The following is a 15,364-nucleotide window of genomic DNA, read 5'->3' as shown; positions in this document are numbered from 1 at the left end:
TGGCTGCGGAAACGTCGTTGTGGGCATTGTTCAGGGTTTGCCGGGCAAGTTTTTCGTCTTCGAGGCTTTTATCCAGAGCTTGCTTTGTTGCGATGAAATACTCTTTTGCTTTTATACTATGTGATTCAATTTTTGCTTTTTCTTTCTCAAGCCCTTTCAGACGGTTTTTATATTCCAGCTTCACGGCTGCTGTTGAGGGTGCATCGTCTCTGACGGTCAGGCCATCCCACCGCCACAAGGTACCTTCTTTTGATACCAGTCTTTGACCTGGGGCCAATTGGGCATACAGTTCTTCATTAATGGTGCGGGTCTCTACAAGGCCGATCTGTGACAGTCTGGCATGAAGACGGTCGGGTGATTGCACAAAATTGAGAAGGGGGACTATTCCCTCGGGAAGTGTGGGGAGGTCTGTGCGCATGGGAATATCGTGCCAGTGAGCAACCGCTTCTTCTTGGGATCCCGCGTTTAGGTCTTCACCCAAGGCAGCACCCAATGCTTTTTCGTAACCTGCTTTAACAGAGAGTTCATCAAGGATCGGGTCAGAAACAGAGGATGACGCTCCTTTTAAAAGTTCATTCAGGGCGCGGATTTCTGCGTTGATTTGGTTGAGCTCACTTTGTGCATCTTGATTAGCGTCACGCGCTTGTTCTTCTGCATGACGCTTGTCTTGAACTTCCTTTTCTATGGTATCCGAGGTTTCTTTTGCGATAAGAAGTTTCTTCTCTGCGGTTTCCAATTCTCGTTCTGCTTCGATAAGGCTTGCGCGGCTTTCTTGCTGAGAAACAAGATGTTTGTGCTGGGCCTCTTGTTGGCGCAGTTGTGATGATTGTCGGGTGATCAGGTCTTTTAGCTCGTTTTGACGCCTTCTCAGGGCAGTTGATTGCGCTTCGTTTGCTGCGATTTGGCTGTTGATGTTTGAGATGGCGTGATCAATTTCAGATATCGTTTGTGCGTGCTTTTTACAGACGTTCTCCAGATCTTGTTGATCGGTGTGAACAGTCTTGTTTTTCTCTTTAATGAACTCGCGTTCTTGCTTGAGCCGTTCCTCAGCCTCTAGAGCATCAGCATTAATGTTTGTTGCGCGTTCTCTATCTTTTTTGAGTTGGGATAATAGATCTGTTGATTTGTTGAGCGCTTCAATCGCCTGTTCTTCTTCTCTTTGCAGTGTTTCTTGGTTGATCAATAATCTTTGATGTTTTGATGACTGTGATGTTTCCGCTTCTCGAAGAGTGGGTAAACTGGCCGCAACCTCGACCTGGGTACGGGATTTTTGTGCCGTGATAGCTGTTTTTTGAGAAACGTCTTTCTGTGAGGCTTTTAAAACATCAAGTGCATCGCTTTGGGCTTTTTTTGCATCCACTGATTCATAATGCAGCAGGATTGCTTCGTGTTGTCGAATAAGTTGGGCAAGACTTCGGTAACGATTCGCCTGCCTTGCCTGTTTTTTTAAACCCTGAAGCTGTGTGTCGAGCGTTGTGATGACATCTTCAAGACGTTCAAGGTTTGTTTCGGCGGCCCTTAGTCGTAACTCTGCTTCGTGTCGGCGTGAATGTAAGCCGGTTATTCCCGCGGCTTCTTCCAGTAGACCACGTCTACTCGTGGGTTTTGCATTGATAATCTCGCCAATCCGCCCTTGACTGACCAGTGCGGTGGATTGTGATCCGCTTGCAGCATCGGCAAATAAAAGCTGAACGTCACGTGCGCGTACATCCTTGCCATTCACTTTGTAGTTTGAGCCGCTTCCACGGGATATTCGGCGAACAACTTCGATATCATCGTATTCATTAAAAGCGGCAGGGGCCGTTCTGTCGCGATTATCGAGCAATAAAGAGACTTCGGCGATATTTCTGGCCGGACGAGTGGCTGATCCGGCGAAGATGACATCATCCATCTCACTGCCACGCATCCGTTTGGCCGATGTTTCACCCATAACCCAGCGCAGGGCTTCGACCAGATTGGATTTTCCACACCCGTTTGGGCCGACAATTCCGGTCATGCCTGAAGAGATCAGGAGTTCGGTCTGATCAACAAAAGATTTAAATCCGCTGAGGCGTAGCTTATTAAACTGAACCAATGCCCACGAATCCCTGATTTTGTTTGTAGTCCCCCTGCAAGATCAGGTTTGTCGTGGAAATAAATGCCCTGAATCTTTGAGTAAGCACCGTTTTTTCGGATGTCATAGGGAAAACTGTAACTCTATGAATGATCTTCTGCAACAGTATCGGGGCAGTGCTAAAACAAAAGGCCTCATGAAGATCATGAGGCCTTTGTTCTTAAGGAAGCTTATTTCCGATTTATAGAGCGTCTTCCAGAATATCGTTCATCGCATCATAGTCGCGGCCACCAGCAAATACCTCGCCATTAATGACAAAGCTTGGTGTTGAACTGATACCAAAAGAGGTTTTGCCTTCTTGAGCCTGGGTCACAATACGACGCAGAGTTGCTTCATCATTAAAGCATTCTTCAAAACGCTCATTATTCATGCCAGCAAGAAGAGCCATTTTCTGAAGGCCTTCTTTCGCAGCACCGCCAAAGGCCCATGTTTGTTGTTGCTGAAAAAGTAAACCAAGGAAAGAGAAGTATCGATCGCCTTCCAGGCATTCAGCAACGGCTGCGCCGCGCAGAGCAACACCATCCAGCGGCATATGACGATAGACCAAGCGGGCTTTGCCGGTATCAATCCAGTTTTTCTTTACCTCTGGCAAGGTACCGGTGTGGAAATCTGCGCAATGCGGACAGGTGAGGGATGCGTATTCTATTATGGTAATAGGTGCATTTGTATCACCGAGAATGCGGTCATTTTCTGTTACTTCGCCAGCGGCTTGGGCTGAAGAAATGTTGGTAAGAGAAGCGGCAAGCGGAAAGCTGAACGCAAAAGCCGCTGCGTTGCGGATAAAAAGCCGTCTGTTCATAGTCTGTAATATTCCTGAACTGCGAAGTCTGTGTCGAAATCGATATAAATTTGTCCCTACCCTAGTCTAGAGATAACTATGGCGGCAATAGGGCAATGTGTCCTGTTCACTATTTGTTGATCTTGCCTTTAGCCCGTGTTGTTGCGGCCAACCTTTCAAGAGATGTTCTTAGCGCTTCATTTCCAACATTGGAGAACTCTTTCTTTATGTCCTGTTGTTCTTGGAGGGATAGTTTGGGAATTTCTGGCGCCTGTTTTTTATCTGGTTTGTATAAGGGGCCTTGCTGAAGGGATATACGGGAAATCGCGCGATAGCCAAAGTGGCTGTTCACGCGTTCGATTATCTGTGGCGTTTGTTGTTGAATTGCCAGCGCAAAAGCCGGGTCCGCTTTAATGAGCAGGGTGCCGTCATTCCTGATACCTTGGCTTGGATAGCGTAGTTTTACTGGCAAGCACTGGTTGGCCAGTTCTTTGCCCACAATTATACCCCAGTCTTCAATAAGCCCAGCTTCGGCAAAACCTCGTTTCCCAGTAATGCGTTTTGTCAGCATGGGCAAGGTGGCTGCTATCGGTTGCATAGATTTGCGCCGACGGCTTGGGATCTCAGGAATTTTAGTGTCTTTAGGCGTTGATTTTTTGTTCTGGGCGCCTTTTGTTTTTCGAGACTTGGTGGTTTTTGCCATGGCTCATCAGGGTGCTTTGCTCTCGGGGTTGTTTGGCTTTCTTGCGAGGGTGCGTTCTTCTTTAGTTGATCTGACTGTATATGGGAAGGAGTATAGCGGGGCGGTCGGTGAAAACAGAACCGATTCGTAAAATTTAAGTTTAAAATCTGTGCTCGGGACATCGTTGGCCGAGCGGTAAATGAATAGAATACAGGTTGCTGTTTTGGTTCAAATGATCGCAGAAGAATTATTACCGTGGTATGATAGGCATGCTCGTGAGTTGCCATGGCGCCTATCTCCTCGGCAAAAACGTAGTAATCCTGATTTACTTTTCGCTGACCCTTACCGTGTATGGTTGAGTGAAATCATGCTCCAGCAGACGACAGTGGCGACGGTTAAAGGTTATTACGAAAAGTTTTTGATGGCCTGGCCATCAATACATGATCTGGCCTCAGAAGAGCTGGACAATATTCTGAGTGCGTGGGCGGGGTTGGGGTATTACGCTCGAGCACGAAATCTACACAAATGTGCCAAGGTTGTTGCCGAAGAGCTGGGCGGAATTTTTCCAGATACAGAAGAAGGCTTGCTCAAGCTCCCTGGTGTTGGCCCGTATACTGCCGCTGCGATTGCGGCTATTTCCTTTGATCGTCCGACGACCGTTGTCGATGGTAATGTTGAGCGTGTGATTGCTCGGTACTATGCACTCGAAGATCCATTGCCGGGCGTAAAACCTCAAATGAAAGAGTGCGCCCAAAAACAAACGCCGAATGAACGAGCCGGCGATTATGCGCAAGCGATGATGGATCTGGGGGCAACCATATGTACACCACGATCACCGGGGTGCGTAATCTGCCCAATTCAAACTGATTGTTTGGGCCGAAAGTCCGGTATTGCTGAAGATTTACCCAAGAAAGCACCAAAAAAAGAAAAGCCTACTCGCCGTGCCTATGCTTATCTTTTCTTGTCAGAGGAAAGAGGCGCCTTATTAAGACGACGACCGGAAAAGGGGTTGCTGGGGGGGATGACAGAAGTACCAACAGGGAATTGGATCGTGCAGGGAAACGCAGAGCGAGAACCCGGGCTTGACCAGTTGTCACAATGGACCGAGTTAGATGGCATAGTGAAGCATACCTTCACACATTTTCATTTCGAGATCACGGTTTTGACCGCAAAGGTATCTCGGGATCATGATGAGGTGGCAAAAGCGGTGCAGGGAAAGTGGGCGCATAAATCAGATTTTGCAGCGCTGGCCCTGCCAACGGTCATGAAAAAAATCCTCCATCATGCTGATTATATCTAGCTCTATCTTGCCCTGATCAATGATATTATAGATGGCTCTGGAATTTTATTGTTCTGAAGCAAAGTATTCACTTCAAAAATAAGAAAAGCCCGCAGAAGCAGGCTTTTCTTATTGAGGTAAAATATTTTTTAGTTAGTCATTTCAGCGCGGACTTGTTGGCGGAGGACGTCGATACAGACTTCCCGGCCTTCGGCGTCCATGTGCCAATAGGTCCAGCCGTTACAGGCTGATGCGCCTTGCACCATGGCACCTACTTTGTGGATCGAACCTTGGAATTCATTTGATATCAGGCTGCCGTCTGCGCGTACTTTTGCCGAGTATTTCTTTTTCGGGCCGTAAAGTGTTGTACCTGGCTCAAGCAGGCCGCGTTCAATAAGTGTTCCGAAAGGAATACGGGGTTGTTCGCGTTTTTGTTCGATGGAGACAAGGTTGATGTCATCCAACTGCTTAACCTGAGAAATACGTTTTTTCGCAATTTTGACGTATTCCTGATCTTGCTCAATGCCAATGAATTGTCTGCCGAGTTTTTTTGCTACAGCACCTGTCGTACCTGTGCCAAAGAAGGGGTCGAGAATAACATCACCGGGCTTTGTCGAAGAAAGAATAACGCGATGTAGAAGAGATTCTGGCTTCTGAGTAGGATGCGCTTTGTCACCTTCGCTATTTTTCAAGCGTTCGCCGCCATTACAAATTGGCAATAACCAGTCGCTGCGCATTTGAATGTCGTCGTTCAGGGCCTTCATGGATTCATAATTGAAAGTGTATTTTGAACTCTTGTTCTTGGCGACCCAGATCATTGTCTCGTGCGCGTTGGTAAAGCGTCTGCCACGGAAATTCGGCATCGGGTTCGATTTGCGCCAAATCACGTCGTTCAGCATCCAGTAGTCGAGATTTTGGAGGAGCGCACCAACGCGGTATATGTTGTGGTAACTGCCAATAACCCAAAGTGTTCCGTTTTCCTTTAGAACACGACGTGCAGCTTTGAGCCAATTCCACGTGAATTCGTCATAAGCACGAAAACTGTCGAACTTGTCCCAGTCATTATTGACGGCATCAACTTTGGAGTTGTCCGGACGTGTTAGCTCACCCGCCAATTGCAGGTTATACGGGGGATCCGCAAAGATCACATCAACAGACTTTTCGGGTAGACTGTTCATGATCTCGACGCACTCACCGAGATGGACAACATTCTTCTTCACTAAAGCAGACTCCTCTTGACTCGAGTCCCCTATCTTGAGTCACTGTGGAGTCGCGGTCAAGTATTTTTTGTCGGAAGAGTCAAGTAAAGAGTCATTGGAGTCAGTCGTTTAGCTCGAGTCGCTCTCTTATTGGACGAAATGTGCGGCGGTGTGCAGGGGTAACCCCAAGATCTAGTAGTGCGGCCCTATGTTGAGCCGTTCCATAGCCCTGATTCTTTTCCCACCCGTAACCTGGGTACTGAATCGATAATTCAAACATCTGATGGTCCCGATTCACTTTTGCAATGATAGATGCGGCAGCGATGGACAGGCTAATGCTGTCGCCTTTGATCACCGCTTTTGCAGGGCAGGGGAATTCTGGAATTTTGTTGCCATCGACCAAAATGGCCTGTGGTGTGATCCCTAAGTTTGCGACAGCTCGTTGCATCGCCAGCATGGATGCCTGAAGAATATTTAGCTCATCAATCTCTTCACAGCTGGCTTCGCCAAGGGCGAGGTTGATGACGCCCTGTTGATGTAAATCGTAAAGCTGGTCATTTATGTCTTCTCGTTTTTTGACGGAAAGCTTTTTGGAATCGTCGAGCTTTGAAATTAAATCATCCGATACTTTTTGGCGGTCTAACCATGCGGCCCCGGCAACCACTGGGCCGGCCCATGGGCCACGCCCTACTTCATCAACACCAACGATTATGGCGTTGTTTGTGCCGAACTCTTGATCAAATTCTTGTTCTCTCGAAAAGTCAGGCATGAACGCTTACTTTTTGTTGGTTTGCTTGTTATTGCCTGTTTCGGGCTCGTCTTTTGACGAATCAGGCATGGTTTCAGGTTCTGGTGCCGGAATGCTGTCCTGACTTGGAGTGGAACTTGAAATTGGGGCATCATCACTGGACTTTGGGCGGAGTAAGCGTTCTTGAAGCTTAGGAAACCATTTCATCAAAACGCTCTGCCCTGTGCGCAGTAGTATTTTCTCTGCAAGGCTTGATGTTCGAATGATGGCACCAACTTCTGGGCCATATGTTAGGCGCATGGTTTCGGCACCAGAGGTGATTCCAAGCTGGGTGATTCGGTGTAGCCTTCGGGCTGTAAAGAGCCAGAAGGGACTGGTGAAAAGAGAGATCACGGTAACGGAGACAACCAGTCGATAGTTTTCATCATCCAGAACACCAGCGCCGACCCCAAGGGCTGCGAGGATAAATGAGAACTCACCCAATTGTGCAAGGATAGAGCCAGATAGGAAAGCACGTGGCCAGGTTTCGCCAAGGAACCTGATCAAGGTAATGTTGAGGGCGGTTTTAAAGAGCGCAACAAACAGCACGAGGAAGAACACAAGTCCGAGATTGTCCCATATGTATTGGGCATCGAGAAGCATGCCGATGGAGAGGAAAAAGACCATCAACAGGATGCTTTGAATCGGTGCGACCTGTCGGGACATGACTTTTTGGCTCGCCGAATTTCCAAGAATAAGCCCTGCTAAAAATGCCCCATAGGCGGCGGATAACCCAATCAGGCCTGAAAGGGCAGAGGCACCAAAACAAAAGGCCATTCCCGCAAGGGGGGTGAGGTCTTCATTATCGCCAATTGAACGGGCAAAGGGGATTTGTAATCCTCGTTTTTTACTCAAGAAGATAAACAGCAGGACGAGTATGCCGATGGAGACGCCAACTTTTATAAAGGCAGAGGTGCCAATACCACCTTCTGAGCCAAAAGAGCTGACAAAAAGCATCATGGGGACGACGGCAAGATCCTGCGCAATCAATATGCCAATGGTTACTTGACCAATTCGGGTACCGTATTCATTGATTTCCTGTAGCATCTTCACTGCAACAGCTGTGCTAGAGAGCGCAAAAACAAAGCCGAAGAACAGGATTAGTTCGAAGCTCCATCCCATATACTGACCAAGCAGCCACATCCCGCCGACACCGACGCCGATCTGTGCCGCGGTGGTTATAACGGCGACTTGCCATACTTCTTTGATGCCGCGTAAGGACAGGTTCATGCCGATAACAAAAAGCAGCATTAAAACGCCAAGCTCTGCTAGGGTAGAGATATTATCTCTGTCTTCTACAAGCGCCAGTCCTGAGGGGCCTAAAAAGACACCCGCCAGAATATAACCGAGCACAGGCGGCTGTTTGAATTTTCGCATGGCAATGCCACAGGCAAGTGCTGCAACAACAACTATCGCCAGACCTGTTAAACTACCGCTGTGATGTTCCATGATACTCTTTTATTCTTATGTACACTTCTGTGTCGGGGATAAACACAGCTTAACATAGGATGTCAGCTTTACTTGATTTGATGTTCTGCCGTTGGACGAAATCAATTCTTAGGGGGCAAGTGCTCTTGTAACCGTGGCATCAATTCAACCAGATTACAGGGACGATGACGGTTATCCAACTGTGAGCGCAGGATTTCTCCCCAGCCATCTTTACAGGCTGAAGGTGATCCGGGAAGGGCAAAAAGGTACGTACCTTTTGCGACACCGCCAATGGCTCTACTTTGCATTGTTGATGTGCCGATTTTGCTATAGCTGATCCATCGGAACAGTTCGCCAAATCCTTCGATTTCTTTTTCCATAACGGCTTTGAACGCTTCTGGGGTCGTGTCACGCCCTGTTACACCTGTTCCGCCCGTCGTGATGATAACATCTATTTCTGGGTTGGTAATATGATGTTGAAGTTGTGTCGTAATGGCGTCGATATCGTCTTTGATGATAGACCGTGCAGAAACCTTGTGGCCGTCTTCTTTAATCATCTTTTCCAGAATGTCGCCGGAACGATCATCTTCTTTTGTACGGGAATCCGAAATGGTCATGACCGCAATATTAACGGGTAAAAAGGGGCGGGTTTCATCTAACTTTGGCATTCTCTGCTACGTCCGATTCAGAGGTTTTGTTGTAAGGGTCTAGAGCTTCATATCTGGGCCATTGACCAGCGGCAAGGGTATCCAGTGATGGCGAGTATTGGTCAAGTCTGGCGCGGTAAATCCAGAGGTTGGTCAGGACACGTTCTATAAACAGCCGGGTTTCCCGTGACGGAAGGCTTTCTATGAAAAGAAGAGGATCATCATTATAGGTAATTTTCCTCTCCCATTTGCCCAGATTTCCTGGTCCGCCGTTATAGGCCGTCGCTAATTTAAACAGGTCACCCTCAACATAGTTGTGGTTGAGTAGATAGCCCAAATACTTCTGCCCCAAAGCCAGATTAAGAGAGGGGTCGAATAATTGATTTCGTGTTTTGCCGCGAAAGCTTTGTTCTTTGGATATATAGCTTGCAGTTTGAGGCATTAATTGCAACAGGCCGCGGGCACCATCAGGACTTTTTGCGTTTGGGTTGAACGAGGATTCTTGTCGCATAAAAGCAAAGACCAATGCACGATCGATTTCAAAGCCACCTTCCGGCTCCCATTTGGGGATAGGATAAAGGGCGGCATCTATGACGCCTCTGTTTTCAGCGGGGTTTTGCTTTTCCTGTTTTTCTTCTGCTGCCAATCTGGCGCCAAGGCGAAAGGCGAGTTCAGGCATGCCGGAATGTTCGGTGAGCTGGAGGAAGGCGGGTATTTCATTGCCTTCGATGCTGCCGATCAAACGGCTTAATTCTGACTTTGCTTCTTTCGTCTGTCCCAGTTGTAATAAAGCCAGAGCCCTTTTACTTGGGGCGTGGCTCTGTAGTGTTTTGGCCGTGATCTCATTTAATTGGTGTGACTGGTAATCAAAGGCTAACTCAAGACCAAGGGCTCTGCGTGCGAGAATACCGTAGAATGTTCTCGGATATTCTGCGGCTTGATAAAGGTATTTGCTGACATCTTGAGGCTGTTTTAGTTTCAAATTAGCGCGGGCGGCCCAGTAAGCGCCTGATGAACGCATCCAGCTATTACTACGCGAGGCCTTGGCAAGATATGCAAAATGGTCGCGGGCTTCTTTGGTTTTGTTCAAACGCCACGCGGCGAGACCCGCAATCCAGTCAGCAGAGGGGACATATTTTCTGGATTGAGTTGCCTTTTTTGCCAGCTGATAAGCTTTTTTGTCTTCTCCATAGTAATACCAAGCTGCAGCTAACTGTGCGTAGGTTTCGTTTATTTCTATAGGGTCAAGAAGCCGTTTCGCCTTTGCAGATTTCAGAACGTCCTCGGTAATGGATAGGCGTGTGTTCAGAACATTCCGGCGGAGCTGCCTTTTTAAGCGATTGGCTTTGGTCTTGTCAGATTTAGACAGTTTTTTGTTCGAGCGGTAATTGAAGTTTTTTCCGTAAGCGCGATAGGGGGCACTTTTAAAGCGGACGGGTTTTTGAGGGTAATTGTAATTTTTTGGGCGTCTTTGCAGGGCCAGTTTGTAGATGATATCAGCTTGCGGATGATCAGCATAGGTCGCAAGCCATGATTTAAGCTCTTTGTATTTTGATCTGTAAGCTGTTGGGTGCAAGAATCTCTGTGCCTGAACATGGCCGAGTAGAATTTTATTGTCGAGTTTAGCAATTAGTTTGTCAGCACCTTGCCAGCGTCCCTGTTCCTGCCGGGAAAAAATTCTTGTGTAGAGCTTGATGTCTTCGTCACTAAGAATTTTGGGAGTTACGAAATTTGGGTCTGCCTGGATATTGGATTTGGAAAATTGCTCATCAACCTTCGTTGATGCCGCTGCTGCATAGGAAAAGAGTAATAATAGACAGCTGAGTTTCGCTGCTTTTACCCCTGTGTTGACTGTCCAGTGTAGTGCGCGCGTGAATATCGTCATAACGAAGTGAATTTCCCCCACTAGCCTCTTATCTCAGTCGAGAAACAGGCCTGACTTTACTTAATCGATGTCCCCATTAACCATAATACAAGTTAGTTAATTGTGGCTGTGGGGGCAATAGCTCTCAAATGCGTCGAAAATTTGTCTAGAATCTTATCTACACCAGTTTTTCTTTCGAAATGATGAAGAAATATCGCTTAATTTGTTGTTTTATAAAAGAAGTTGGCGGGGTTTAGGCAAGCTTTGCTTTTATGGCACGTAAATCTTGCCAAGCAAGAGCTTTTTGTCGGGGGGTGTTGAGAAGCATATGCGGCGCAAAAGTAGCTATGGTTGGGATCGCTTGACCATTTGGTGGTGTGTATTCAACCCATTTACCTCTTTGTCGTAGTAAGCTGGCGTCAGGATCAATGAAGCCTCGCAGCGTACTTTCCCCCATCAGAACGAGTGCTTTTGGGGCGATGAGTTCTATTTGACGATTGATAAAGGGTTTGCAACAGGCAAGATCATTAACAGTTGGCTTTTTATCACCTGGTGGGCGCCAGAAGACACAGGAACTAAGGTATACGTTATCTATGTTCAGGTCGATGGACTTGAGCATATTTATAAGAAGTTTGCGGTTTGAGCCTGCAACAGTTTTCCCTTCCCGATCTTCATCGGCCCGGGGCGCCCCCATGATGATCATTAAATCTGCTTGAGAAGGGGTCGAATCAAAAACGGTATTGATAGCTGTTTTTTTCAATGAACAACCATCAAAAGAGGCAAGTGCAGTTGCCAAGTCTTTGATATTTTCTGCGTTACTTGCGAGATTCTGTGCTTCGCTCAGTGTTTTTTGAAATGATTGAAGAACACGTTTTGCTGCAGCGGCTTTGGGGGAGGGTGGGGGAGCAGCCTGGGCGCCAGGTTTTGCCGTTTGGGCTGAGGTCTTTGATGTGGATGTTTTTGGGGCGGTCTGAATTTGTTCCTGACTGAGTTGGTAGCTATCAATTGCAATATCGCCAATCGCCTCATCAGCCCCGGCATCTAGCTGCCAGGTCAGAGCGGCCAACAATTCGTCACGCGTCCAGTCTTCGGCGGTCATGGTTTTTATTATAGATCCCAATGTTTTTTGCTCAATGCCTAGCAGGCATCACCTGCAAACTGACTTTTGTTTAAAGCAAAGTTCGGGATTGATCCATGGATGTTTGTAAAATGGAGTACTTTTAGTCAGTTCACATGTTCAATGTGTAACGTTTGAGGGGGGGGGGGCGGTTAAGCGACTGTTGAGCGTGTCTATGGATTTTTGCAAATCCTTTTCGTGGTTTTTGATTGTTCTTTGTCGTTATTGTTAAATTGCTGCAGCGCGAAAATATCTATAAATTGGTGTTGAAAACGATGTGTGAATGGTAACGTCACAGCTAATAAATAAAAACATGTGGTCATTTGTGGATTTTTGTTGAATCATGTGGCTTGTTGTAATTTGAGGGGAAGCGGCAAGATAAGCTGCAAAGCTCACGGCTCGAACTGGAGAGAGGGCTATGGAACGCGAATTTATGGAATATGACGTTGTTATTGTCGGGGCAGGACCTGCAGGGTTGTCCGCCGCAATTAAGCTTCGTCAATTGTCTGCTGAACAAGGGAAAGAAGTCTCAGTCTGTGTTTTGGAAAAAGGCTCAGAAGTTGGGGCGCATATCTTCTCTGGCGCTGTGTTTGAGCCCAGAGCATTGGATGAACTTATTCCAGACTGGAAAGAAAAAGGCGCTCCGCTTAATGCACCTGTTTCTGATGAGAAGTTTATGCTTCTTAGTGAAAAGGGATCTGTAAACCTTCCTGTCGCTCTGCTTCCTAGCCAAATGCATAATGATGGTAATTATGTGATTTCCTTGGGCAATCTATGCCGTTGGCTTGGTGAACGTGCAGAAGAACTTGGTGTGGAAATCTATCCCGGTTTTGCGGCTGCAGAAGTTGTTTATCATGACGATGGTCGTGTGAAAGGCGTTGCAACAGGTGATATGGGCATCAGTAAGACTGGTGAACAAAAAGATTCCTATATGCCGGGCATGGAACTCCACGGTAAGTACACCTTTTTTGCCGAGGGGTGTCGTGGTTCGCTCAGCAAAGGTCTGATGGAAAAGTTTGATCTGAGAGAAAACTGTGATCCGCAGACTTACGGCATTGGTATGAAAGAGCTATGGGAGCTGGACCCGGCGAAGCATAAGCCTGGAACGGTTGTTCACACCGCCGGGTGGCCGATGAAAAGCGATACTTGGGGTGGATCTTTCATTTATCATCTTGAGAATGGCCAAGCTTATGTCGGGTATGTCGTGGGGCTGGATTATGAAAATCCACATCTGTTCCCGTTTGGTGAGTTTCAGCGTTTCAAAATGCATCCGGCAATCGCAGAAATGTTAGAAGGTGGTAAGCGAATTTCATACGGTGCTCGTGCTTTGAATGAGGGTGGTCTGCAATCTGTACCAGACCTTGCTTTCCCTGGCGGTGCTTTGATCGGTTGTTCGGCTGGTTTCCTGAATGTTGCAAAAATTAAAGGAAGCCATAATGCGATGAAGACAGGCATGCTTGCTGCTGAAGCTGCGTTTGATGCGGTAACCGCTGGCGAAGAAACAGCGCCTGTTCTTTCCGCTTATCCCGAAGCATACAAAAAGTCTTGGGTGTATGAAGAGTTATATCAATCCCGAAACTTCAGACCCGCTTTCACTAAGTTTGGGTTGTGGGGATCTATGCTTTATTCGGGTATTGATCTCAAAGTCTTTGGCGGTAAGTTACCATGGACATTCAGCCATAAACATTATGACCATGAATGCCTGAAGCCTGCGGCTGATATGCCTAAAATTGATTATCCGAAACCTGATGGAAAACTTTCCTTTGATCGGCTTTCTTCTGTCTTTGTTTCTGGAACGAATCATGAAGAAGATCAGCCTGTTCACCTGACGTTAAAAGATGCTTCAGTGCCGATCGCACACAATCTTGCGATCTATGATGCACCGGAACAGCGCTTTTGCCCGGCAGGGGTCTACGAAATTGTTCGTGATGACGATGGCAATAATCCTCAGTTGCAAATCAATGCACAAAACTGCGTGCATTGTAAAACCTGTGACATTAAGGATCCGACCCAGAATATTAACTGGGTAACGCCAGAAGGTGCTGGCGGCCCGAACTATCCAAACATGTAAGGGTAATATGCCAACATCTAGCGGATTCTTTCCGGGTGGATGATGAATTAACGAACGAAAAACTGACCGCTTTTATAGAGGAGGCGGTCAGTTTTTTATGTGGTCACTTTATATTGTGCAGCAGATACTTGGCGTTAAGCATTTAGAGAGTTAGACTGCTGGCATTTCTTGTCTGGTGAAGAGGAGGATGATTTGCCTCGCCACGGCTCTATGTTCGTAAAACAATATTTACAACGCTTTATTTTTTCTGCGGGAACAGCGCTCATTCTAGGCGCGTGTACAGCAGCTCAAAGTGATTCTGAAGGTAAGCAAAGTTTAGCTGATCTCGGAACTGAATCCCCTTTTGTCCGGACAAGTAATTCTGCGTCGGGGTCTTATCTTGCTGGGTTGGTTGCCGGGCATAATCGTGATTATGAGATTGCAACCGAACTGATGCTTCATGCTTTAGAAGCTTCGCCGGAAGACCCTCGGCTTCTTGCGCGTTCTTTTTTGCTGACGGCGAGTACCGGGCGAGATGATGAGGCGCTGGCATTGGCAAAGCGTCTGCTTGATATTTCTCCCCAACAGGCTATTGCGCACCTTGTTCTTGTCATTGATGCCGTTGAACGGGAAGATTGGGACGAGGTTCGCGAAAGAATCGAAGTAACGCCCGATGTCGGTGTTAATACAATTCTAGAGCCAATGTTCTCTGCCTGGACTGATCTTGCTCAGAACGATCTGGATAAAGCGTTGGAAAATCTGGAACCTCTTTCAAAGAAAGAAGGATTTCAGTCGCTTTATGGAATTCAGATCGCACTTTTAAAAGATTTGGGTGGGCGTCCGGAAGATGCGCGTAAAGATTATATGTCTTTGCTAGAAGCTTCGGAGCGTCCGACACTTCGGCAAGTAAATATTGTTGCTGATTTCTTAAGCCGCCAGGGTGATAAAGAAGCGGCGCGAGGATTGATCACAACATATCTGGAACAGGATCCAGAAAATGCGATTGCCAATCATGCGTTAACACGTCTGGATTCCGACGAGGGTTTGCAAAGAGTTATTTCTAAGCCGGGGGACGCGTTTGCTGAAATTCTCTTTGGATTTGCCAGCTTGCATGCACAGGAAAAAGCTTATGATACCGGGTTGGTTTATGCCAATCAGGCTTTGAAGTTGCGACCTGATTATGAAGAAGCAAAAATCCTTGTGGGCGAGATTATGCAAACTCAGGGGCGTAGCCGTGCCGCGATTGAGCTTTATAAAACGATACCGCTGGATTCTCCCTATGCATGGACGATTGGCCTCAGAATTGCGGATGAACTTGATGCTCAGGGCCTTGAAAACGAAATGTTGGAGACTTTGGCTCAATTAGAAAAGCTGCGGCCGGAACGCTTTGAGACCCATTTGCGCAAAGGCGATATGTTAC

At 47.1% G+C, this 15,364-nt stretch carries 12 protein-coding genes; 3 read left to right on the top strand and 9 right to left on the bottom strand.

The features are described from left to right. The 3 genes from Q0241_RS17040 to Q0241_RS17030 all read right to left on the bottom strand — a co-directional run. On the bottom strand, positions 1-2,074 hold a 2,074-nt coding region (locus Q0241_RS17040), incomplete at its 3' end, for an AAA family ATPase (protein WP_299379737.1). A gap of 220 nt (positions 2,075-2,294) precedes the next feature. Beyond that, positions 2,295-2,912: a DsbA family protein gene (locus Q0241_RS17035; RefSeq protein ID WP_299379734.1), complete on the bottom strand. Its 618-nt coding sequence runs from the start codon at positions 2,910-2,912 to the stop codon at positions 2,295-2,297. Positions 2,913-3,021: 109 nt separating this feature from the next. Continuing rightward, on the bottom strand, positions 3,022-3,594 hold the full coding sequence (locus tag Q0241_RS17030; RefSeq protein ID WP_299379731.1) for a DciA family protein: 573 nt from the start codon (positions 3,592-3,594) through the stop codon (positions 3,022-3,024). Positions 3,595-3,772: 178 nt separating this feature from the next. Between Q0241_RS17030 and mutY the strand changes: the two genes are divergently transcribed. Next, positions 3,773-4,873: an A/G-specific adenine glycosylase gene (gene mutY, locus Q0241_RS17025; RefSeq protein ID WP_299379728.1), complete on the top strand. Its 1,101-nt coding sequence runs from the start codon at positions 3,773-3,775 to the stop codon at positions 4,871-4,873. Between the two features lie 128 nt (positions 4,874-5,001). On the opposite strand, the gene Q0241_RS17020 is transcribed toward mutY, so the two are convergent. From Q0241_RS17020 to Q0241_RS16995, 6 genes are all read right to left on the bottom strand, one after another. Further along, positions 5,002-6,030, bottom strand: coding sequence for a site-specific DNA-methyltransferase (locus Q0241_RS17020; protein ID WP_299379740.1), 1,029 nt, complete (start codon positions 6,028-6,030; stop codon positions 5,002-5,004). A 142-nt stretch (positions 6,031-6,172) separates the two neighbouring features. Then, positions 6,173-6,820 (bottom strand): ribonuclease HII, encoded by a 648-nt coding sequence (locus tag Q0241_RS17015; protein WP_299379726.1) that lies wholly within the window; start codon positions 6,818-6,820, stop codon positions 6,173-6,175. A 6-nt stretch (positions 6,821-6,826) separates the two neighbouring features. Then, a complete protein-coding gene (locus tag Q0241_RS17010; RefSeq protein WP_299379723.1) occupies positions 6,827-8,287 on the bottom strand; it encodes a cation:proton antiporter in 1,461 nt (486 codons plus the stop codon). Positions 8,288-8,388: 101 nt separating this feature from the next. Then, positions 8,389-8,934, bottom strand: a complete 546-nt coding sequence (gene moaB / locus Q0241_RS17005) for a molybdenum cofactor biosynthesis protein B (protein ID WP_299379720.1) — start codon at positions 8,932-8,934, stop codon at positions 8,389-8,391. Next, positions 8,918-10,798: a lytic transglycosylase domain-containing protein gene (locus Q0241_RS17000; RefSeq protein ID WP_299379718.1), complete on the bottom strand. Its 1,881-nt coding sequence runs from the start codon at positions 10,796-10,798 to the stop codon at positions 8,918-8,920. The genes moaB and Q0241_RS17000 overlap by 17 nt, the downstream gene beginning before the upstream one ends. Before the next feature lie 232 nt (positions 10,799-11,030). Next, positions 11,031-11,876 carry a uracil-DNA glycosylase gene (locus Q0241_RS16995; protein ID WP_299379715.1) on the bottom strand — a complete coding sequence of 282 codons (846 nt, stop codon included), beginning with the start codon at positions 11,874-11,876 and terminating at the stop codon, positions 11,031-11,033. Between the two features lie 436 nt (positions 11,877-12,312). Between Q0241_RS16995 and Q0241_RS16990 the strand changes: the two genes are divergently transcribed. Further along, entirely contained in the window at positions 12,313-13,965 is a 1,653-nt protein-coding gene (locus tag Q0241_RS16990) for an electron transfer flavoprotein-ubiquinone oxidoreductase (RefSeq protein WP_299379713.1), read from the top strand. Between the two features lie 192 nt (positions 13,966-14,157). Continuing rightward, the coding region (locus Q0241_RS16985; RefSeq protein WP_299379710.1) for a hypothetical protein at positions 14,158-15,364 on the top strand (1,207 nt) is incomplete at its 3' end.

This window comes from uncultured Kiloniella sp. (genome assembly GCF_937128705.1).
GTDB lineage: Bacteria > Pseudomonadota > Alphaproteobacteria > Kiloniellales > Kiloniellaceae > Kiloniella.
The sequence above is the reverse complement of the archived record's forward strand: the minus strand, read 5'-3'. Positions and strand labels throughout refer to the sequence as shown.